Origin of the sequence: Lysobacter enzymogenes, from assembly GCF_900106525.1 — a bacterium.
GTDB lineage: Bacteria > Pseudomonadota > Gammaproteobacteria > Xanthomonadales > Xanthomonadaceae > Lysobacter > Lysobacter enzymogenes.
Window position 1 is genome coordinate 505,592 of the sequence record NZ_FNOG01000005.1, and the last position, 19,578, is coordinate 525,169.

At 69.0% G+C, this 19,578-nt stretch carries 20 protein-coding genes; 5 read left to right on the forward strand and 15 right to left on the reverse strand.

Features of this window, described 5'->3' with window-relative positions; genetic code table 11:
• Positions 1 to 88: 88 nt before the first annotated feature.
• The 9 genes from BLU84_RS15030 to BLU84_RS15070 all read right to left on the reverse strand — a co-directional run bounded on the left by BLU84_RS15030 (position 89) and on the right by BLU84_RS15070 (position 9,729).
• Positions 89 to 457, reverse strand: a complete 369-nt coding sequence (locus BLU84_RS15030; RefSeq protein WP_139175018.1) for a hypothetical protein — start codon at positions 455 to 457, stop codon at positions 89 to 91.
• Between the two features lie 68 nt (positions 458 to 525).
• On the reverse strand, positions 526 to 1,197 hold the full coding sequence (locus BLU84_RS15035; RefSeq protein ID WP_074868708.1) for a hypothetical protein: 672 nt from the start codon (positions 1,195 to 1,197) through the stop codon (positions 526 to 528).
• A 15-nt stretch (positions 1,198 to 1,212) separates the two neighbouring features.
• Positions 1,213 to 2,940 (reverse strand): putative porin, encoded by a 1,728-nt coding sequence (locus BLU84_RS15040; RefSeq protein WP_074868711.1) that lies wholly within the window; start codon positions 2,938 to 2,940, stop codon positions 1,213 to 1,215.
• A 58-nt stretch (positions 2,941 to 2,998) separates the two neighbouring features.
• Entirely contained in the window at positions 2,999 to 3,664 is a 666-nt protein-coding gene (locus BLU84_RS15045) for a TonB family protein (RefSeq protein WP_139175019.1), read from the reverse strand.
• Between the two features lie 15 nt (positions 3,665 to 3,679).
• Positions 3,680 to 4,084 carry an ExbD/TolR family protein gene (locus BLU84_RS15050; protein ID WP_074868717.1) on the reverse strand — a complete coding sequence of 135 codons (405 nt, stop codon included), beginning with the start codon at positions 4,082 to 4,084 and terminating at the stop codon, positions 3,680 to 3,682.
• Positions 4,081 to 5,901, reverse strand: coding sequence for a DUF2341 domain-containing protein (locus BLU84_RS15055; RefSeq protein ID WP_211664549.1), 1,821 nt, complete (start codon positions 5,899 to 5,901; stop codon positions 4,081 to 4,083). Before BLU84_RS15055 ends, BLU84_RS15050 begins: the two co-directional genes overlap by 4 nt.
• A gap of 160 nt (positions 5,902 to 6,061) precedes the next feature.
• Positions 6,062 to 7,657 (reverse strand): ShlB/FhaC/HecB family hemolysin secretion/activation protein, encoded by a 1,596-nt coding sequence (locus BLU84_RS15060; protein WP_233431150.1) that lies wholly within the window; start codon positions 7,655 to 7,657, stop codon positions 6,062 to 6,064.
• A gap of 772 nt (positions 7,658 to 8,429) precedes the next feature.
• The gene (locus tag BLU84_RS15065; RefSeq protein WP_074868729.1) at positions 8,430 to 8,867 is read right to left on the reverse strand and encodes a VOC family protein; all 438 of its coding nucleotides are present in this window, start codon (positions 8,865 to 8,867) and stop codon (positions 8,430 to 8,432) included.
• A gap of 115 nt (positions 8,868 to 8,982) precedes the next feature.
• Positions 8,983 to 9,729: a SapC family protein gene (locus BLU84_RS15070; RefSeq protein WP_074868732.1), complete on the reverse strand. Its 747-nt coding sequence runs from the start codon at positions 9,727 to 9,729 to the stop codon at positions 8,983 to 8,985.
• Between the two features lie 302 nt (positions 9,730 to 10,031).
• Between BLU84_RS15070 and BLU84_RS15075 the strand changes: the two genes are divergently transcribed.
• Complete coding sequence (locus tag BLU84_RS15075) at positions 10,032 to 10,313, forward strand: hypothetical protein (protein WP_139175020.1); 282 nt, start codon at positions 10,032 to 10,034, stop codon at positions 10,311 to 10,313.
• A gap of 189 nt (positions 10,314 to 10,502) precedes the next feature.
• Here the strand turns inward: BLU84_RS15075 and BLU84_RS15080 are convergent, their stop codons facing one another.
• Both BLU84_RS15080 and BLU84_RS28700 read right to left on the reverse strand, forming a co-directional pair.
• Positions 10,503 to 10,904 carry a fluoride efflux transporter FluC gene (locus tag BLU84_RS15080; RefSeq protein ID WP_074868739.1) on the reverse strand — a complete coding sequence of 134 codons (402 nt, stop codon included), beginning with the start codon at positions 10,902 to 10,904 and terminating at the stop codon, positions 10,503 to 10,505.
• Entirely contained in the window at positions 10,901 to 11,098 is a 198-nt protein-coding gene (locus BLU84_RS28700) for a DUF6053 domain-containing protein (RefSeq protein WP_425479393.1), read from the reverse strand. Before BLU84_RS28700 ends, BLU84_RS15080 begins: the two co-directional genes overlap by 4 nt.
• Between BLU84_RS28700 and BLU84_RS28705 the strand changes: the two genes are divergently transcribed.
• Positions 11,016 to 11,270 (forward strand): DUF6053 domain-containing protein, encoded by a 255-nt coding sequence (locus tag BLU84_RS28705; protein WP_425479394.1) that lies wholly within the window; start codon positions 11,016 to 11,018, stop codon positions 11,268 to 11,270. The two genes, BLU84_RS28700 and BLU84_RS28705, sit on opposite strands and share 83 nt — an antisense overlap.
• On the opposite strand, the gene BLU84_RS15085 is transcribed toward BLU84_RS28705, so the two are convergent.
• On the reverse strand, positions 11,167 to 12,477 hold the full coding sequence (locus tag BLU84_RS15085) for a replication-associated recombination protein A (RefSeq protein ID WP_139175034.1): 1,311 nt from the start codon (positions 12,475 to 12,477) through the stop codon (positions 11,167 to 11,169). The genes BLU84_RS28705 and BLU84_RS15085 overlap by 104 nt on opposite strands.
• Before the next feature lie 469 nt (positions 12,478 to 12,946).
• Here BLU84_RS15085 and BLU84_RS15090 point away from each other — a divergent pair, with 469 nt between their 5' ends.
• Positions 12,947 to 13,471, forward strand: a complete 525-nt coding sequence (locus tag BLU84_RS15090; protein ID WP_074868742.1) for a glycoside hydrolase family 108 protein — start codon at positions 12,947 to 12,949, stop codon at positions 13,469 to 13,471.
• 72 nt (positions 13,472 to 13,543) lie between these two features.
• The gene (locus BLU84_RS15095; RefSeq protein ID WP_074868744.1) at positions 13,544 to 14,017 is read left to right on the forward strand and encodes a GNAT family N-acetyltransferase; all 474 of its coding nucleotides are present in this window, start codon (positions 13,544 to 13,546) and stop codon (positions 14,015 to 14,017) included.
• Positions 14,018 to 14,276: 259 nt separating this feature from the next.
• On the opposite strand, the gene lolA is transcribed toward BLU84_RS15095, so the two are convergent.
• On the reverse strand, positions 14,277 to 14,912 hold the full coding sequence (gene lolA / locus BLU84_RS15100) for an outer membrane lipoprotein periplasmic chaperone LolA (RefSeq protein ID WP_074868747.1): 636 nt from the start codon (positions 14,910 to 14,912) through the stop codon (positions 14,277 to 14,279).
• A gap of 177 nt (positions 14,913 to 15,089) precedes the next feature.
• Between lolA and BLU84_RS15105 the strand changes: the two genes are divergently transcribed.
• Entirely contained in the window at positions 15,090 to 15,320 is a 231-nt protein-coding gene (locus BLU84_RS15105; protein ID WP_074868750.1) for a DUF6289 family protein, read from the forward strand.
• 163 nt (positions 15,321 to 15,483) lie between these two features.
• On the opposite strand, the gene BLU84_RS15110 is transcribed toward BLU84_RS15105, so the two are convergent.
• Both BLU84_RS15110 and BLU84_RS15115 read right to left on the reverse strand, forming a co-directional pair.
• Positions 15,484 to 17,763, reverse strand: a complete 2,280-nt coding sequence (locus BLU84_RS15110; RefSeq protein WP_425479395.1) for a DNA translocase FtsK — start codon at positions 17,761 to 17,763, stop codon at positions 15,484 to 15,486.
• A gap of 370 nt (positions 17,764 to 18,133) precedes the next feature.
• Positions 18,134 to 19,204: an alanine dehydrogenase gene (locus BLU84_RS15115; RefSeq protein WP_074868755.1), complete on the reverse strand. Its 1,071-nt coding sequence runs from the start codon at positions 19,202 to 19,204 to the stop codon at positions 18,134 to 18,136.
• Positions 19,205 to 19,578 lie beyond the last annotated feature (374 nt).

Here is a 19,578-nt window from a genome sequence, read left to right on the forward strand (position 1 = left end):
TCAGCGTCGGAGCGAGCGAACTCGACGCCGCGGCGTCCGGCGCTGTGGCGCTGTCGCAATCACCGTCGGCCGCGGGCGCGCGCATCGCTCAATGCCCCGGCGGCCGCGACAGCGGCGTGGTCGGAAAGTTGCGCTCGGGCCGCTGCGGCACGATGGATTTGCCGTACTGGTTGCCGAGCCGCTGCCGCGTCGCCGCCGGCACCGCCAGGCCCTGCCCGGTCGGCGCCAGCCGTTCGCCCGGCGAATCGGCGGCGCTGACCGGCGCGACCTTGTCGACCTCGGACTTGATCGCGTCGTTGATGCAATCCCAGCGTCCGGCTTCGTCGCTGCCGATGCGCACCTGCACGCACGGCGGCGGTGGCGATTTCGACGCCGGCAGGATCCGCCGTTGCGCTTGCGCGGATGTGGCGGCGAGCAGGCTCAACGCCAGCGCCGCGCAAGCGATGCGAGCCGGCACGCCGGCGCGCGAGCCCACACGCGCCTTCGCGCATGCGGCCATCGCGACAGCGGCGCGCGGCGCGTCCATCACCCGTTCGAACCGGTGCCGGCGGTGCGCGCGGCGGCGTCGCCGACGCCGCACTGCGCGGTCTTGGCGCGCTCGTCTTCGAGCTTGCCCTCCAGCTCGCGCACGCGGTTCTCGCGTTCGACCTGGCCGAAGCCGAGCAGCGTCACACGCCGGCCCTTGGCATAGGCCGGGTCGCGATAGAGCTTGGCCAGCTCCAGCCCGGCGCGATACAGCGCGTCGCTGCCGGCCGCGCACTGCGCCGCGCGCGTTTGCGCCGCCTGCAATTGCTGGGCCAGTTCGGCGCGCTCGCGTTCCTTCTGCTGCGCGCCGTGCGCCGCCTGCTCCTGCGCGCTGCGCCACTTCTGCGCTTCGCCGCGCGCCTGTTCGGCCGAGGCCGAGGCCTGGCCCAGGCGCTGCTGCAACGCCGCCAGCTGCGCGCCGTCGGCGGCCGGCGCGGGCTTGGCCGCGCGGTTCTTGAGTTCGTCGCGCTCGCGTTCGGCCGCGGCGGTGGCGGCCTGCTGCTGCGCCAGCGCGGCCTCGGCCGTGCGCAGGCGCGAGGCGGTGTCGCGCAGCGCGTCGCGCAGGCGGGTTTCGTTGGCGCTCTGCGCGTGCGCTGCGGAAGCGGCGAACCACAGCGCCGCCAGCAAAGGCGCGCTGCGCAGGGCGGCGTGGCGGATGGTAGGAAGGCTCATGCGCGCTCTCCGCGGTCAGAACTGGGTGTTGAGGTCGAGCTGGACCACATCGACCGAATACGGCTGGCCGGTGACCTCATTGGCGCTGAGCCAGCGCAGCCCCAGCCAGGTGTTGCGCGCCAGGCCCAGCGCGCCGCCGACGATGAAGCCGCGCGCGTTGGTGCCGCCGAGGTGGAAGTCCGAGTCGGTGAAGGCATCCGGCACCGCATCGGATTCGAGCCGCTTGTAGCCGATGCTGGCGTTCCAGTCCCAGGCCTTCTCGATCTTCGGCTGGCCGACCAACAGATTGATGTAGTAACCCATGTCGCCGCCGTCGAAGACCCCGGTGGCGGCCGGGTCGAAGGTCGGCTTGAAGTTGTTGAGCGGTCCCAGCGCGCGGATGCGCTTGGCGTCGTACTTGAGGTTCTTGACCACGTCGGCTTCGATCACGATCTTGACCGGGTCGAAGCGCGCGATCTCCAGCGCGGCGTGCAGGTTGGCCACGCCGAACTCGCTGGCGTAGCCGAAGTACTGCAGCTGCGGTCCGTTCGGCGCGCCCTGCGCCGGCACGATGTTGCGGATCGAGAACATGGTGTTGCCGAACTGCTGGAACTGCGGGCGCGACAGGTCGGTGTCGCACACGTCCTTGGAAGTCGGCGCCAGGCACGGCGAAGAGAACTGGCCGTTGAGCTTGTCGAACAGGAAGTAGCCCAGGCCGGCCTTGAGCGACATGTCGTCGGCGAAGGCCCAGTCGAAGCCGGCCTGCGCGCCGTACAGCCACTTGTCGCGGCTGCTTTCCTTGTCCAGCTCCTGGGTCGAGCCGAAATCGAAATCGGTGTTGAACACCGGGAACGCGCCGACGTTGACGAAGCTCTTGAAGTCCGAGCTGTGCCGGAACGAGGCCTGCGCGGCGACGCCGTCGAAGTTGAGGTCGTTGTCGAACAGCAGCTCGCTGGTCCAGAACGGATTGGGCGTGCGGCCGATGTCGGCGCTGAGCCAGGCGGTCGGCTTGAGCCGCACGTAGGCGCGGTCGAGCCACAGCGAGTACTTGGACAGATTGCCGCCGGCGCCCAGAGTCTGGTTGGTCGAGACCGGGCTGCGGTCGCTGCCGCTGGCCAGGCGCAGATCGGCCTCGACCCAGTCGGAGATCTGCGCGTGCATGCCCAGCCGCGCGCGCAGGCGCATGCGGCCGCGGTTCTTGGTGGTGTTGACGTAGGGCACCGGGTTGGCGACCGGGTCGGCGACGTCGTAGCCGCTGCCGGCGTTGAGCGCGGCGAAGTTGGGGAACTCGCGGTAGTTCTCGCCGTCGTTGAGCACGTCCTCGGCGCGCGCGCGCAGGTCGCCGTAGAAGCTGATGCGCTGGGTCCACTCCGGCAGCGCGTTGGGCGCCGCCCAGCCTTCGCTCTTGGCCTGTTGGACCACTTCGGCGCGCAGCTCGTCCTTGATCTGCTGGCGCACCACTTCCGGCACGTAGGGCACGACCACCGCGCCGGGCGCAGTCTGGTACGCAGGCTGCGCGGCGACGGCCGGGGCCGGATGCGCCGCCGCGCTCGCGCTCGCCTCGGCGATCAGATCGTCGGCCTGGCCGCGGGTCAGCACGCCCTTGGCGACCAGCAAGTCGATCAGCTTCAGCGTCACTTCGGGGCTGATCTTCGCCGCGTCCGCCGGCGTGGCCGCCAGCGCCGGCGCGGCGCAGGCCGACAGCAGCGCCAGGGCCAGCGCGTGCAGACGAAGACGGCGGAGCGGTTGAGTCGAAGCAGTCATGCGTAACCTTCCTGAGTGAATTCGTATCGAAGCGCGCAAGCCGTATCCCAGCGCGGGCTCAGCCCGGCGACACCGCGCCGATGCGCAAGTTGATCGGCTGCGGCATCTCCGCCGGCGGCGCCTGCGGCAACGAGCGCCCTTGCAGCGCGGCAAGGATGGCCGCGTCGAGCTCGGGCTTGCCGGTGCCGGCGATCACCTGCGAGCGCTGGATCGTCCCGTCCGGGTTCAACCACATCGCCACCGTGGCGCTGTAGCGTCCCTTGCGGGTTTTCTCGCCTTGTTGCAGGTACTGCTGCACGGTCCGCTGCACCATCGCCGCGTAGCCGGCATACGGATTGCCGCCGCCGCCCTTGCCGCCGATGCGGGTGCCGCCGCCGCCCTCGCCGGCCTGCAGACCGAACTCGTTGTTGCCGGGCCCCGCGTCGGCGGTCAGCGGATCGCCCGGCGGTTCGGCCGAATCCTGTTTGGGCGGCTCGATCGATTCGAACGGCGTGTTCTCGATCGGCTTGGGTTCTTCGGTGGTCTTTTCCGGTTCCGGCGGAGGCGGCGGTGGCGGCGGCGGCAAGATCACCTGGGTGATGCGCGGCGGCTGGCGCTTAGCGGTCGGCCCGGCGCCTTGCATCAGCGACCACACCAACCACGCCATCACCGCGACGACGCCGATCACGCCGAGCACGCCCATCGCGCGCGAGAACCGGGAACCGCGGCCGTAGGTCTGCGACACGTCCGGGCGCCCCACTCAGCCCTGGCCCTGGCGCTGCGAGGCCAGGCCGATCGAGGAAATGCCGAGCTTGCTGCACAGGTCCAGCACCGCCATGACCTTGTCGTACTGCACCGCGCGGTCGCCGCGCAGGATCACCGGCAACTCGGCGTCGCTGGCCAGCGCGTTGCGCAGCTGCTGTTCCAGCTCGCTCATGCTGACCGGCACCGCATCGATGCTGACCTGGCCGGCGTTGTCGATGGCGATGACCTTGGTCTTGGGCTGCGACAGCGGCTGCGCGGCGCTGGCCTTGGGCAGATCGACCTTGATGCCCTGCACCGCCGCGGTGGTCATGATGATGAAGATCACCAGCAGCACGTACGCCAGGTCCAGCATCGGCGTGATGTTGATGTCGTCGTAAGGCTTCTTGCCCTGGACCTTCACGGCAGCGTCTCCGTCGACACGCTGCGGGCCAGGTGCGCCGGCAGCGGCGCGTCGCCGGCGTAGTCTTCGGCGATGCGCTTTTCCAGCTCGTCGACGAACACCTGCATGTCCGCGCCGATGGCCTCGGTGCGGCTGAGCAGGTAGTTGTAGCCGAACAACGCCGGGATCGCGACGGCCAGGCCGGCCACCGTGGCCAGCAGCGCCGCGGCGATGCCGGGCGCGATCGCGTTGATGTTGACGTCGCCCGCCGCGGCCACCGCGGCGAAGGTGATCATCACGCCGACCACGGTGCCGAGCAGGCCCAAGAACGGGCCGCCGGAGATCGCGATGGTCAGCAGCACCATCAGCTTGTTGAGGCGCTGGCCTTCGCGCACCGCGGCGGCGTCGAGCGCCGAGCGGATCGCGGCGATCGACTGCGGCCGCACCACCGAACGCCCGCCGCCGGCGGCGACGCGGTTGCGCAGCTCGTCCAGGCCGATGGCGAGGATGCGGGCGAGATTGGACTTCTCGCCGCTCAGCGGCCCGCCGCCTTCGGCCGCGCGCACCCAGGACACATCGTGCAGCGGGTACTCGCCGGCCTGCTTGCGGAAAGCCTCGAGGAAGCGCTCGTTGGCCTTGGATACGGTGTTGACGAACAGGCCCTTGCCGATCATCACCCACCACGAGATCGCGGCCATGAAGCCGAGAATCACGATCACGATCCAGGCGTCAACGGTGAGCGCGCTGAACAGGATGCCGAAGTAGTTGTGGCCGCCGTCGCCGGAGCGCTGTTCGACCGGCTGGAAGGTCAGCAGCTTGGCGTCCAGGCCCTGGCTGTGCGCGGCGACCTGGATCAGGCCGAGCGGCCGCGCGACCTTGGACAGCTGCAGTTCGTCGATCTGGCCGATGAAGTTCGGCCGCGCCGCGCCGTCTTCGCCGCCGATCCACAAACCCGCGGCGGCCGCCGCCGGCGCAACCGCGGCTTCGCCGGCCGGCGCGCCGTTGACATAGACCGCGAGCTTGCCGGCGTCGACGCGCACCGCGAGGTGCGCCCAGCCTTCGCCGACCAGCGGCGCGCCGGCCGAGGTGCGCACGCCGCCGGCTTCGGCGTAGACCACGCCCTGCTCGATCAGCAGCGTCAGCGCGCCCGGCAAGGACGCGATCACGCCGCTGGCGTTGGCGCCGGCCGGCTTGATCCACGCGCTCAGGGTCAGCGGCTGCGCGGCGGCGAGATTGAGCGAGGCCGAGGCCGGCACTTTGACCGGCGCCTTGCCGTCGAGCTGCAGGCCCGAACCGATCAGCGCGGTCTCGGCCAGGGTCAGCGGCGCCTGCGCGTTGTTGCCGTAGGCGGTGGTGTCGGTTCCGGCCGCGCCCTGGTTGGCGAAGTGGAACACCGCGACGTTGTCGGCGTCGTAGCTGCCCTTGGGGTCGCTGCCGGGCGTGGCTTCGGGATTGCCGAAGTAGACGAACACCGACGCCGCCGCGTTGGCGTCGAGCTTGGGCACGTCGACCCAGGCCAGCGCGACCTGGTCGACCAGCCCGTCGTATTTCTCGAAGTGGTACTTCAGCGGCGTGCGGTCGTCGGCGGCGATGAAGCGCACGTCGCTGCCGTCCTCCTTGGCGTCGGCGAAGTTGAAGTTGCCCGAGTGCAGGCGCACCAGCACCTGCGCGCGGCCGCCCGGCTCGGTCATCGCCGCGCCGGCCGAGGTGGTGTTGAGATCGATCTTGGCCCGGTAGTTCCACTTGCCGTCCCACCACGAGGCCGCCGCGGCCGGAGCCGACAGCAGCGACAGCAGCAGCAACAGCGAACAGGCCAACAACACGCGCAATTGAGTCACGACACTTTCCCCGATAAATGTTCGGTACGGCTTCGAATCGCTCGTTGTGGGAGGGCCTCGGATCCGACGCTTTTCGCTCAGGTCCCGGTGCCGGCTGCGGCGTTCGGGAACAAGAACATCGGGGCTCAAACCTCTCCCACACTTCAGACTTCAGACTTCGTCAGAACTCGCCCCACAGCCGCACGCCCACCTCGACCGAGTCGGGTTTGCGTTCGCGTCCGTTGGGGCTGGACAACGGATGGGCCACATCGATGGAACCGTTGAAATGGCCGAAGGCCTTGACCGTGGCGCCGATGCCGGCGCTGACCAAGGTTTCGCTGCGCAGCTGCTCGGGCAGCGGGTCGTTGATGCGGGTGTAGCCGGCGTCGACGAACGCGCGCAGGCGCAGCTCCTGGAACGCATCGCCGAGCGAGTCGGCGAACGAAGGCGTGCGCGCTTCCAGCGTCGCCGCCCCGCCCAGGTCGCCGAGCGCTTCGGATTCGTAATAGCCGCGCACGCTGTCGAGGCCGCCGATGCTGAATTGCTCGTTGCTGATCAAAGGCTCGCCGGCGAACTGGGTCTGCAGGCGCAGCATCAGTTGCGCGTCGCTCTTGGACTTCCAGGTGTAGGAGCCGCCGGCGCGCAGATAGAAGAAGTTGGGCTGGGCCTGGTAGCGCTTGGCGTCGAACGCGGCGCGGCCGTCGCCGACGCCGCGCAGGTTGAACACCGCCGACAGGGCCAGGTCGGCGACCGAGCGCTCTTTCACCCAATCGGCGTTGTAGTTGACGCTGAGCGGGAAGTACTCGATCGGCACCGCGCCGCGGTCGGCTCCCTGGATCAGCGACTCGGTGAAGTCCTTGTAGTCCACGCCGAGGCTGAGCGAATGGTAGAAGCCCTCGCCCGCGGCGAAGGAGCGCATCAGGCGCACGCCGGCCAGGGTGCCGTTGCCGATCACGTTGAGGTCGCCGACCACGGCGATGTCGCTCTTGCTGCGCACCGCATAGCCCAGCAGCGACCACGGCGAGGCGCCGAAGCGGGCCAGATACGAGGCCGAATACACCTGCGCGTCGGAACTGCGCTGCGGCGCGACCTGCGCCGACAGGCTGAAGCTGTGGCCGCGCTGCCACAGATTGTCGTAGCGCACGCTGGCCGACAGGCGCTGGTCGGTGGTGTTGGCGCTGTTGCGGTTGTTGAGCTCCAGCGAGCCGTGCAGCGGCAGCGCGTTCTCGACGTTGAGGTCGACATCGACCGTGTTGGGCGTCGCGCCGGCCTTGATTTCCGGGGTGACGCGGCGGTCGGGCAACTGGTTCAGGGCGAGGATGTCGCGCTGCACGTCCTTGAAGTTCGGCACCGAGCCCGCGGCCAGCGAGGGCGCGGCGCGCTCGATCTCGTCGGGCGAGAAATAATCGGCGCCGTTGACGCGCAGGCGGCCGACCTTTTGTTCGTTGACTTGCAAGGTAACCAGCCCGGTGGCCACGTCCTGTTCGGGAATGACCACGCTGACGGTGGGATAGCCGCGGCTGTCGTACAGCGACTGCAGCGCGGCGCGCGCGTTCTCCACGTCCTGCTCGCCGCGCTGCGGGCCCAGGTGCGGGTAGACGATCTTTTCGATGTCCAGGTTGCTCAACTTGCTGTTGCCCAACACCTGATAGGCCAGGATGTCGAAGCGCGGCGCGGCCGCCGGCGCGGCGTCGGCGCGGGCCGGATTTTCCTGCGCATGGAGAACCGCCGGCCCGAACATGGTCAGACCGACGGCTGCGATGAGGCGTAGATGCATCGACCCGGAACCATCCCTGTTGCGCCGCCCCGACGAGAGGGGGACGGCAGACCGCGCCAAGGTAGGTTCGCTATGTGACGATGTTTGAACTGCTACATGACAAGGCACGCGGAAGACGTCACGCATGTATCGCGCATGAAATCTCGTCCTCACAAGTCTTACGCATGACGGGCGAACGACGTGCGCGCTCGCGCGGCATCTCGGTTTCGCTTGAGCGGTATCACACCCGTGAGAAATGTCGCGCGTTCGGGTTGCGTCGTTTCGGCCGTATGTGGAGGCGAAGATCGTGTTGCGGCGTCTCGTCGCGTAGCGACACGCTGCTGTTTTCCCGATGCGCGCATCGCTTCGTCGTCTCGAATGCGATGCATTCGTTCGCGCGGGCCAGCGCCTCTCTCATCGAAGCGAGAACGCAAGCCGAACGCGCGTCGCCGAACCTCCGCGACGATGACAACGCGCCACCACACGCGCCGCATTCGCGACCTGCGCTGAGAAGCGGCGCGACGCCTATCGCATTGTCATCGACACGATGTTGTTGCATGGCGGAAACATGGCGGCGCGATTCCGCCTCGCCAGGATGTGCGCGGCAGCCAAAGCAACTGCCGCGCGCGTCGTCTTTTGCGCACAGGCGCCCGGTCGCGCGCCGCTTCGCGCAGATCGCCGCACGCTGAGACTCGAAGGCGGCCCCTCGGCCTCGTCCGTCGCAATAAGGAGCGCACGGCCGACGACAGCCGCGCGCCTGGGCGCGCGCGTCGCCTGCACCACCGTCCCTCGATCAGCCCAGTTCCTGCGCCAACCCGATCAGAATCCCTTCGGGCCCGCGGATGTAGCACAACTTGTAAATGTCCTGGTACCGCACCACGTCGCCGGCAAGCTGCGCACCGTGGGCGCGCAGCCGCTCCAAAGTGTCGTCGATGTCGTCCACGGCGAACATCACCCGCAGATAGCCCAGCGCGTTGACCGGCGCGTTGCGGTGATCGGCGACCACCGCCGGGGCGAGGAAGCGCGACAGCTCCAGCCGGCTGTGGCCGTCGGGCGTGCGCATCATCGCGATCTCCACGCGCTGGTCGCCCAGCCCGGTGACGCGGCCGGCCCATTCGCCTTCGACCATGCCCCGCCCTTCCAGCTCCAGGCCCAGTTCGATAAAGAACGCGATCGCCGCGTCGAGGTCTTCGACCACGATTCCGACGTTGTCCATCCGCTTGAGCGCCATGTCCGATCTCCGGGTTTGGGTTTGAAGTCAGGGTTGGAAAAAACGAAGGGCGGCCCGAAGGCCGCCCCTGACTGTTGCGTTGCTGCGGCCGGCGGTTGCTGCGGCCGACGCGGCTTCAGTTGACCGCGCCGCTCGCCGCGCCCTTGCCTTCTTCCTGCTGGGCCAGCTCCGACAGCCGCTCCAGATTGCGCATCGACAGCAGGTGGGTGTAGATCAGGCCCAGCGCGCCGGTGCGGAACAGGTCCGGCAGCTGCGCGTCGTCGAGCTGCATGAGCTTTTCTTCCGACACCGCATAGACGCCGTTCAACTCGGCCTGCGGCTGATCGCCGGTGCCGAAGCGGATCACCCGCTCTTCCAGCAGGTCCAGCTCCTTGAGCTTGGCGGCGAACGCCGCGGTGCGCTTGAACTCGTTGTGCAGGTCCTGCAGGAAACCCATCGCCCGGGTCAGGTTTTCGGTGTCGGCGCCGTCGTCGCCGAACAGCGGCTCGCCCTCTTCTTCCGACAGGCCGTCGTAGGCCATGTCCACGCACACCGTCACCGTGCCGCTGTCGCGGTCCTCGGCCAGCACGAACGGGTACTGGCGCAGGAACGCCGGCACGTAGCCGCGGCGCCAGCGCGCGCTGTCGTCCACGTACAGGTTCTGCTGGTTGCGCAGGCCCACCAGCACCGCCGGCAGGAAGTCGCCGTTGGCCAGTTTGGCGAACACGATCGCGTACTCGGTGGCGGCGCTGGGGAACTCGACCGTGGCCACCGGGACCGAGTTGAGGCTGGCGGCGAAGCGGGCGTTGTGCTGCGAGCTGCGGATGCGCAGGTTGCGATGGGTGTCGCGGTTGAGCGGGACGACGCGGTCGTAGATCAGCATGGAGTTCCGGTTCCTGGTGGCATCGGCCGGCGGAAACGGCCGGCGTAGGCGGCGAAGATGCGCCATCGGCGTGACAGTTACAACGCGCCCGGCCGCCGGGCACTCCGGCGCGCGGCGTTACCGTACTCCGGCCCGGGCACGAACGCCACTTTCGCCTGCACCTATCCCAGTCAAAAATGTCATCACATGCATTCCCATATCGTGATTACAGGCACATATAAGGCATGACGTGCCCGATCCGGCGCGCACCGCGCGACGGGGCGGGTGCGGGCAGGGGGAATGGCGTTTTGTTCAAAGTGTCGTTGCGAGAACACGCTCTGCTGAGCGTCCTGGTCGGCCTGCAACGCGGCGTGCAGCCGGAGACCAGCCATATGAAGCATGCATTGATCGAGGACGGGCTGGCGCTGAGCGTGGACGGCCGGCTGAGCCTGTCCGACGCCGGCCAGACCTTGTTGCAGGCGCTGCAGCACATGGTCTGGGCCGAGGTCGAATCGCTGCAGCAGGTGCTGGCCAACAAGTCCGCCCAGCCCAGCGACGAGGTGCTGCGGATGACGCGGCTGCCGACGGCGCCCGGCCCCGAGTAAGCAACCGAGGAGCGGCGCGAGCGGCGACGCGGATGACGCGGCCGCCGGCCGTCCCTTAGTAAGTGGCCGACAGCCCCTGTAGGAGCGGCGCGAGCCGCGACCGCGACAACGCAACCATTGCGCAAGTGTCGGCGTAGTTGGGTTCTCGCGGTCGCGGCTCGCGCCGCTCCTACAGGTAGTAAACCGGATTCAAGCGCGGGCCGGCCACAGGCCCTGCCCCAGCTTCCAGCCCACCGCGATCGCGGCCAGGCCCAGGCCGACGTGCAGCAACACCGTCAGCGCCAGCCATTCGTAGCGCGCCGCGCGCAGCATCGCCAACAGGTCCACGCCGAAGGCCGAGAACGTGGTCAGGCCGCCGAGCACGCCGGTCAGCAACACCGCGCGCCAGAAGTCGGCGTCCTGGCGCTGGCCCAGCCAGACCAGCAGCAGGCCGGCGCAGAAGCAGCCGGCCAGGTTGACGGTCAGCGTCGACAAGGTCGGCCACGGCGCCGGCAGCCGCGGCAGCAGCAGATTGGCGCCGTGGCGCAACAGCGTACCGAGGGCGCCGCCGAGAGCGACGGCGAGCAGTTGCAGCAGGGCGGCGCGGGTCATGCGGCGGCTCCAGGGCGGCTGCGTCGGTGCGGGCGGCGGCGTCTGCCGTCGCTGTCGCAGCCGGCGCCGGCTTTTATGCGAGGGACGATTTTCTTGGAAGGGATTTCTTTTGTGGGAGGGACTTCAGTCCCGATGCTTTCCTTTCCGATCGCCGCGATCCGGAACAAAAGCGTCGGGACTGAAGTCCCTCCCACAAAAGCCGTCGCTCCCAGCAAAGCACGGGCGCCGGCGCCAAGAACCCGATGCGTCGCCAGTCCAGCGGTCATTCCGCCTCCTCGGGCCCTTCGCCCTCGCCTTCGCCCGCCCCCTCGCCGCGCGCCTGCGCGCGCTGCGCCCGCAAGCGCTGCAGTTTCTCGCCGAGCTTGATCTCCAGCCCGCGCGCCACCGGCTGGTAATACACCCGCTCGCCCATCGCGTCGGGGAAGCCGGTCTGGTCCAGCGCCACGCCGCCGTCGGCGTCGTGGTCGTACTGATAGCCCTTGGCGTAGCCGAGTTGCTTCATCAGCTTGGTCGGCGCATTGCGCAGGTGCAGCGGAACATCCTGGGTGCCGTACTCGACCACATCGCGCTTGGCCTGGTTGAACGCGGAGTAGGCGGCGTTGGACTTGGCGGTGCTGGCCAGATAGATCACCACCTGGGCCAGGGCCAGATCGCCTTCCGGGCTGCCGAGGCGGTCGTAGGTCTCCCACGCGTCGACCGCCATCTGCAACGCGCGCGGATCGGCCAGGCCGATGTCCTCCACCGCCATCCGGGTCAGCCGGCGCGCCAGATAATGCGGATCGCAGCCGCCGTCGAGCATGCGCGCGAACCAGTACAGCGCCGAGTCGGGGTTGGAGCTGCGCACGGATTTGTGCAGCGCCGAGATCTGGTCGTAGAACTGCTCGCCGCCCTTGTCGAAGCGGCGGGTGCGGTCGGCCAACACCTGGGCCAGGGTCGCGGGAGTGATCTCGCCGCCCTCGTCCTGGGCCAGCTCAGCGGCGATTTCCAGCAGGGTCAGCGCGCGGCGCACGTCGCCGTCGGCGGCGGTGGAGATCTGCAGCAGCAGTCCGTCGTCGGCGCGCACGTGCTGGGCGCCGAGGCCGCGTTCCTCGTCGTCGAGCGCGCGGCGCAGGGTCACCCGCACGTCCTCGGGCGAGACCGCCTCCATCACGTGCACGCGGCAGCGCGAGAGCAGCGCCGAGTTGAGTTCGAACGAAGGGTTTTCGGTGGTGGCGCCGACGAAGATGATGGTGCCGCGCTCGATATGCGGCAGGAACGCGTCCTGCTGGGTCTTGTTGAAGCGGTGCACCTCGTCGACGAACAGCACCGTGCGCCGGCCCTGCTCGAAGCGCTGGGCGGCGGCGGCCAGCACCTGGCGCACCTCCGGCAGGCCCGAGAGCACGGCGGAGATGGCGCGGAATTCGGCGTCGGCGTAATGCGCCAGCAACAGCGCCAGGGTGGTCTTGCCGCAGCCCGGCGGGCCCCACAGGATCATCGAGTGGACCCGCCCGGATTCGACCGCGCGGCGCAGCGCCGAGCCCGGCGCCAGCAGGCGGCGCTGGCCGACCATCTCGTCGAGGGTGCGCGGGCGCATGCGCTCGGCCAGCGGGCGCAGCGCGGCGACGGATTCGCCTGCGGCGGACGCGTCGCCGTCGGCGGCGCTGAGCAGGTCGCGGCCGGGTTCGGCCTGGGGGGCGGTGCGGCGGGCCAAAACGGAAAACGCTCGCTGGACGGAGGGACACGATAGCAAGATCCGCCGCGGCGCGAGCCCGCCCCGGCCGAGGCTGCGGCGCTGCGGCGGCAGCGGGCAAAGTCGGCGCGGGCAGGCTGGCGCGGGGCGCTGGCAAGCTCCGCGGGCATGTTTCGGCGTACTGCCCGGTTAACTCGTTAGCCCGCTAATCCGTTAACGCATTAATACGCTAATTGCCTAGCTCGCTGACACGCGGCCCCGGCGACCGGCGCCGACCCGGCCCGACGCCGGGGAACGACGCGCTTCGTCACAACCGGCGCCGCCGCGGCGTTGGTATCGGCGCGGCGCTCCGTCCGCATCGCCCCCGCCGACCATGGCCGACTTCTCCCTGTACTTCCCGCAGCTGCTGACCTTCGAAGGCGGCTACGTCGACAACCCCGCCGATCCCGGCGGCGCCACCAACCGCGGCATCACCCTGGCGGTGTTCCAGGCCAACGCGCGCGCCCTGCTGGGCGTGGCGCCGACGCTGGAGAACCTTCAGGCCCTGACCGAGCCGCAAGCCGCCGCGCTGTACAAGGCGCTGTACTGGGACCGCATCGACGGCGACGCGATCGCGTCGCAACTGCTGGCCGAGATCGTGTTCGACTTCTACGTCAACGCCGGCTTCCACGCGATCACCCTGCTGCAACGCCTGCTCGGCCCGCCGCTGGCCAGCGACGGCCTGTTCGGGCCGGACACGCTCAAGGCGCTGCAGGACGCCGATCAAGCCGCGTTGTACGCGCGCTATCGCCAGGGCCGGATCGACTACTACACCGAGCTGGCGCAAGCGCATCCGATCCTGCAGCGCTTCCTCGCCGGATGGCTGCGGCGCGCGACCTGGTTCCCGGCGCAGGCCTGAGCGCCACGGCGCCGTTGCCGCCCGCCGGCGCGGCGCCGACAATGCGCGCAGTCCCCCGCACCTGCCGAACCGATGTCCGACGCCCCGCTCGTCCGCCCCGCCCTGCCCGGCGACCGCACCGCGGTGCTGGCGCTGCTGGCGGAAACTTTCGCCGACACCTGGCGCCCGCAACTCACCGCCCAGGCCATCGCCGACTATCACGACAATCGCGTGGCCGAACGCTACGTCGACGCGCAGCTGACCCAGTTGCTGGTGGCCGAACTCGACGGCGACGTGCTCGGCTTCGCCGGCCGCGACGGCGGCTTCGTCGATTCGCTGCACGTCGGCGCGCGCGGCCGCCGCCGCGGCATCGCCCGGGCGCTGATGCAGGCGCTGGAGAACGCGATGCGCGCGGAAGGACACAGTCTGGCGAGCCTGGAAACCGACACCTTCAACACCGGCAGCCAGGCGCTATACCTGGCCCTGGGCTATCGCGAGACCGCGCGTTATCCCGACGAAGAATGGAACAGCGGGCTGACTACGATCCGTTACGAGAAGACGCTGTAACTGGGCCGCTAGCTCCTGTCGCCAGAAAACTACCTGTAGGAGCGACGCAAGTCGCGACCGCGCTCGTTCCGCTCGCGCCGAAAGCCCCCGCAACCCGGTAACACAGGCCACCCCGCTTTCGCCGTCACCTCAGTGGCGCGGTCGCGGCTTGCGCCGCTCCTACAGGTAGCCCATGTAGTCGCGCGGCCAGCATCAGCGCCAAAACGAAAAACGCGGGCCGAAGCCCGCGTTTCCCCAATCCCATATCGCGACCGCTGGCTCAACCTTCGCCGATCACATCCACACCCTTGCCCGGCGAGTACTTGAACGTGCTCGCCGGAAAGCTGGGATTGCGCTTCCAGCCCGAGAAACTGATCTCGGTCTTCTGTCCCAGCGCATCGACGATCTCCATCTTGCTCAGCACGCCGCCGCCGAAGCCCAGGCGCGCGCTGCGGAAGCTGGCCTCGCCCTGGCGCTTGGGCGTGAGCAGCAGCCAGTTCAGGCCGCCGTCGCCGCCGAGCTCCTTGACCGCGAACATCGCGTCGAGCTTGCTCGGGTCGACCAGCGCCGCCAGCGGGCTGTTCTGTTCTTCCACGCCTTGCGGACGCACGCTGACCTGCTGCAGGTCCGGTTCGTACACCCACACCTTGTTGCCGTCGGCGACGATCAACTGCGGATAGGGCTTGGCGTACTCCCAGCGGAACAGCCGCGGCGCCGACAGCGCGACCTGGCCGGTCGAGGATTCCTTGAGCTTGCCGTTGGGATCGAACACCTGCTGGGCGAACTGGCCGTCCAGGCCCTTGAGGCCGCGGGTGAAGGCGTTGAGGTCGTCGCGCGCGCCGGCGCTGGCGGCGCCGGCGAACAGGGTCGCCGACAGCGACAACGCGAGGGCGGCTTGGCGGACGAAACGGTTCACGGGGCGACTCCTGAGTGAGAGGACGGCAGTGTGCTGGGCCGAAACTGAACGGGCTCGCGACAGCCGAATACGGGTTCACGGCACATTTTGCCATGCCGGCCGCGGCTACCTTCGCACGGCAGCACCCGCAACGACGCGCCCATCCCATCGGAACACCCTTCAGAACAAGGAGTTCGCATGCGCATCAAGAGCGTTCTGTCCGCCGCCGCGCTGATCGCCGGCCTGTCGATCGCCGGCACCAGCGTCGCCAACGCGCCGCCCTACGGCACCGAGCAGTTCGAAGAATGGTTCGACGCCGGCGGCAATCTGGTCGGCTACGTCCACTGGACTTGCGACGGCCACCGCGAGACCTGGGGCAGCCGCAACGGCCGGCTCGAAGTCACCCGCCGCGCCTGCCCGCAGCCCTGAGCGGCGGCGCCGATGTTCGAACGGGCCGGCCGCGAGCGTTCGCGGCCGGCCCGTTGTTTTTCAGGCTGCGCGCGCGAATCCCGCGGCGCGTGGCCGACGCCGGGCGATTCCGCGATGCGACTTGCGAGGATCGCTCGAAGCGCGCGCTAACTACGCGCTCTACTCACTTCGGCGGCGGCGGCGCCAGCACCGAACGGTCGCCGTTGTGCTCCGGCGGCGTCACCACGCCGGCCGCTTCCATCGCCTCGATCAGGCGCGCGGCGCGGTTGTAGCCGATCTTGAGCCGGCGCTGCACGCCGGAAATCGACGCGCGGCGGGTCTCGGTGACGATGCGCACGGCCTCGTCGTAAAGCGGATCGGACTCGTCGCCACCCGAGCTGGGCGCTTCCGGCAGACCGGTCGCGCCGACCACGGTGCCGTCGCCCATGGTCTGGGTCTCGTCGAGCACGCCTTCGATGTAATCCGGGCCGCCACCGATCTGCTTGAGGTGCTCGACCACGCGATGCACTTCCTCGTCGGACACGAACGCGCCGTGCACGCGCTCGGGCATCGCGGTGCCCGGCGGCAGGTACAGCATGTCGCCATGGCCCAGCAGCGTCTCCGCGCCGGACTGGTCCAGGATCGTGCGCGAGTCGATCTTGCTCGACACCTGGAAGGCGATGCGGGTCGGGATGTTGGCCTTGATCAGGCCGGTGATCACGTCCACCGACGGGCGCTGGGTGGCCAGGATCAGATGGATGCCGGCCGCGCGCGCCTTCTGCGCCAGGCGCGCGATCAGCTCTTCGACCTTCTTGCCGACGATCATCATCATGTCGGCGAATTCGTCGATGAAGATGACGATGAACGGCAGCGTCTCCAGCGCGATCGGCACCTCGCCGAGTTCGGCGTTGGGCTTGAACAGCGGGTCCATCATCGGCTGGCCCGCGTCCTGCGCGTCCTTGACCTTCTTGTTGAAGCCGGCCAGGTTGCGCACGCCGACCATCGACATCAGCTTGTAGCGCCGCTCCATCTCGGCCACGCACCAGCGCAGGCCGTTGGCGGCCTCCTTCATGTCGGTGACCACCGGCGCCAGCAGGTGCGGGATGCCCTCGTAGACCGAGAGTTCCAGCATCTTCGGGTCGATCATCAGCATCCGCAGCTCTTTCGCGGAGGCCTTGTACAGCAGGCTCAGCACCATCGCGTTGACCGCGACCGACTTGCCCGAGCCGGTGGTGCCGGCGACCAACAGATGCGGCATGCGCGCCAGGTCGGCCACCGTCGGCCGCCCGGCGATGTCCTTGCCCAGCGCCAGCGTCAGCGGGCTGCCGGACTTGTCGTATTCCTTCGAGCGCAGCAGCTCGGACAGGAAGATCATTTCGCGCGTGGTATTCGGCGTTTCCAGGCCGATCACCGACTTGCCCGGGATCACGTCGACCACGCGCACCGACTTGACCGACAGGCCGCGGGCGATGTCCTTGTCCAGCGAGGAGATCTGGCTGACCTTGACGCCCGGCGCGGGTTCGATTTCGAAGCGGGTGATGACCGGGCCCGGATAGGCGCCGACCACCTGCGCGTCGATGCGGAAATCCTTGAGCTTGAATTCGATCTGCCGCGACAGGGTTTCCAGCGTCTCTTCGCTGTAGCCCTTGGGCTGCGGCTTGGGATCGTCGAGCAGCGCCAGCGGCGGCACGCCGGAACCGTCGCTGGTGTGGAACAGCGGGATCTGGGTCTCGCGCTTGGCGCGTTCGCTCTTCTCCACCACCGGCGCCGGCGGCGGCTCGATCTTGACCTTCTCGCGCTTGGCGCGCAGTTCGGTGTCGGCCTTGCGCGCTTCCTCGCGCTCCTCGCGCATGACCTGGGTCTGGCGCCACTCGGTGGCCTGCTGGCTGCTGCGCCGGAACAGCTTGCTCAGCAGCGGGCCGGCGGTCAGCACGCGCTTGCCGATCCAGTCCATCACCGCGAACCAAGACACGCTGGTGGCCAAGGTGAAGGAGATCAGCAGCAGCGCGGCCAGGAACAGATTGCCGCCGACCGGGCCGAAGCCCGAATACAGCGAACGCCCGACCAACTGGCCGAGGATGCCGCCCGCACCGGCCGAGAAGTTCTCGACCGTGCCGACGCGCAATTGCAGCAGCCCGGCCAGGGACACCAGCGAGCCGACGATGCCGACCAGGCGCAGCGCCGGGCCGAGATCGGCCTCGCCGTCGCCGTCGGTGTCCATGCCGAACAGCGCGATCCAGGCGATCGCGCCGAGCATGAAGGGCAGCAGGAAGGCGACATAGCCGCACAGGTACAGCAGCACGTCGGCGATCCAGGCGCCGACCCGGCCGCCGAGGTTGTGCAGCGGCGCGGTGATCGAGCCCGAATGCGACCAGCCCGGATCGGTCGGCGAGAACGTGAACAGACTCGCCAGCAAATACAGCAGCAAGGGCGCGATCACGATCAGCGAGATATCGCGCATCAACCGCTGCCGCTTCGGCGACGGCGGCGCGGACGCAGCCGCGCGCGACTCGGCCTCGGCCGGCGCCTTGGCCTTCTTGCGACTGGCTGTGGGTGCGGACGCCACCGTGATGTGCTGCCTTAGCTAGATTGCGTTAGTCGTTGAATATACAGGAAGAGCTGTGGAGTGAGTAACGCGAGGCGAGAAACGGCCGGCAAGCGCCCGGCGGCGCCCCGTTCAGTCGGACCAACCCAAGCCGGGAGCCGCCGTCCCACCATAAAAGCACAAAGGGTCGGACGGAATACTCCGCCCGACCCTTCGTTGGCTGCGTGAGCGCGTCCCGGGCGCGGAAACAGCGTCCGGATCCCGGTTTCCCGCTCGCGAATGCCGGCTCTTACAGCTTCATGTCCTGCAGCGCCGGATGGACGATCTTGCCGCCCTCGACGTTGATGCCGCGCACCAGCGCCGGGTTGTTGCGCCAGTCGGCGCCGGCGGCGAGCTTGTTGACCCACGGCAGGATCGCCGCGCAGATCGCCTGCGACGAGGTCTGCGGCACCGCGCCGGGCATGTTGGTCACGCAGAAGTGGGTGACGCCCTCTTCCACGTAGGTCGGCTCCTTCCAGGTGGTCGGACGCGAGGTCTCGAAGCAGCCGCCCTGGTCGATGGCGATGTCGACCACCACGCTGCCGTCTTCCATCTCGCGCAGCATCTCGCGGGTCATCACGTGCGGGGCCTTGGCGCCGGTGATCAGCACCGCGCCGATCACCAGGTCGGCCGAGGCGACTTCACGCGCGACCACATCGTGGTACGGATACAGCGCGGTGACGTTGTTGCCCAGGCGCATCATCTCGTCCATGCGGTCCTGGCGCATTTCGAACACGGTGACGTTGGCGCCGGCCGCGGCGGCCAGCGCGGCCGACGCGCCGCCGGCCTTGCCCGCGCCGAACACCACGACCTTGCCGCGCTCGGTCGAAGGCAGGCCGCCGAGCAGCTTGCCCTTGCCCGACATCGGCTGGTGCAGCAGGTGGGTGCCGACCTGGACGCCGATCTTGCCGGCGATGACCGACATCGGCGCCAGCAGCGGCAGGTCGCCGTTGGGCAGCTCGACGGTCTCGAAGGCGACGCCGGTCAGGCCGATGTCGAGCAGGTGCTTGGTCAGCGCCGGCTCGGCCGCCAGGTGCAGGTAGCAGAACAGCAGATGATCCTTGCGCAGGTGCTGCAGGTCGCCGGCGATCGGCTCCTTGACCTTCACGATCAGCTCGCCCTTCTCGTACAGGGCCGCCGCGTCCGGCGCGATCTTCACGCCCAGACGGGTGTAGTCGGCATCCTTGAAGCCGCTCTTGACGCCCGCGTCCTGTTCCAGCCAGACCTCGTGGCCGCGCTTGACCAGGTCGCCCGCCGCGGCGGGGACGAGCGCGACGCGCCCTTCGAGAGTCTTGGTTTCCTTCGGTACGCCGATACGCATTGCTGTCTCCAGTGCGGCCCAGAAAAAACGCCGCATAGGCGGCGCGACGAGCCAGGTTGTGTTTTTTGTGAGCGGTGTGGGGTGGAACGTTTGCAAGGTGCTGCGTGGCGAGGAGCGGCGCCGCACCATCCCATGCCGTGCGCAGCGCGCCCGTGACGCGGCTCCGTCCGGCGGGGCCGGCGCCCGCACACGCGGCTTTTTACTCTCACCATCGCCGCAATGCCAGCTACGGTTTGGCGGTTCGCGCCGGCGGCCGCGTCGCGCAACGTTGCGTCCGCGCGCCACGCCTTGTTTTGCCGGGTCCGCGCCTCCAAGCTATGCCCTGCCCCGGAATTTTCTAGACGCCGGCGTATGGGTCGATAAACCGATTACAA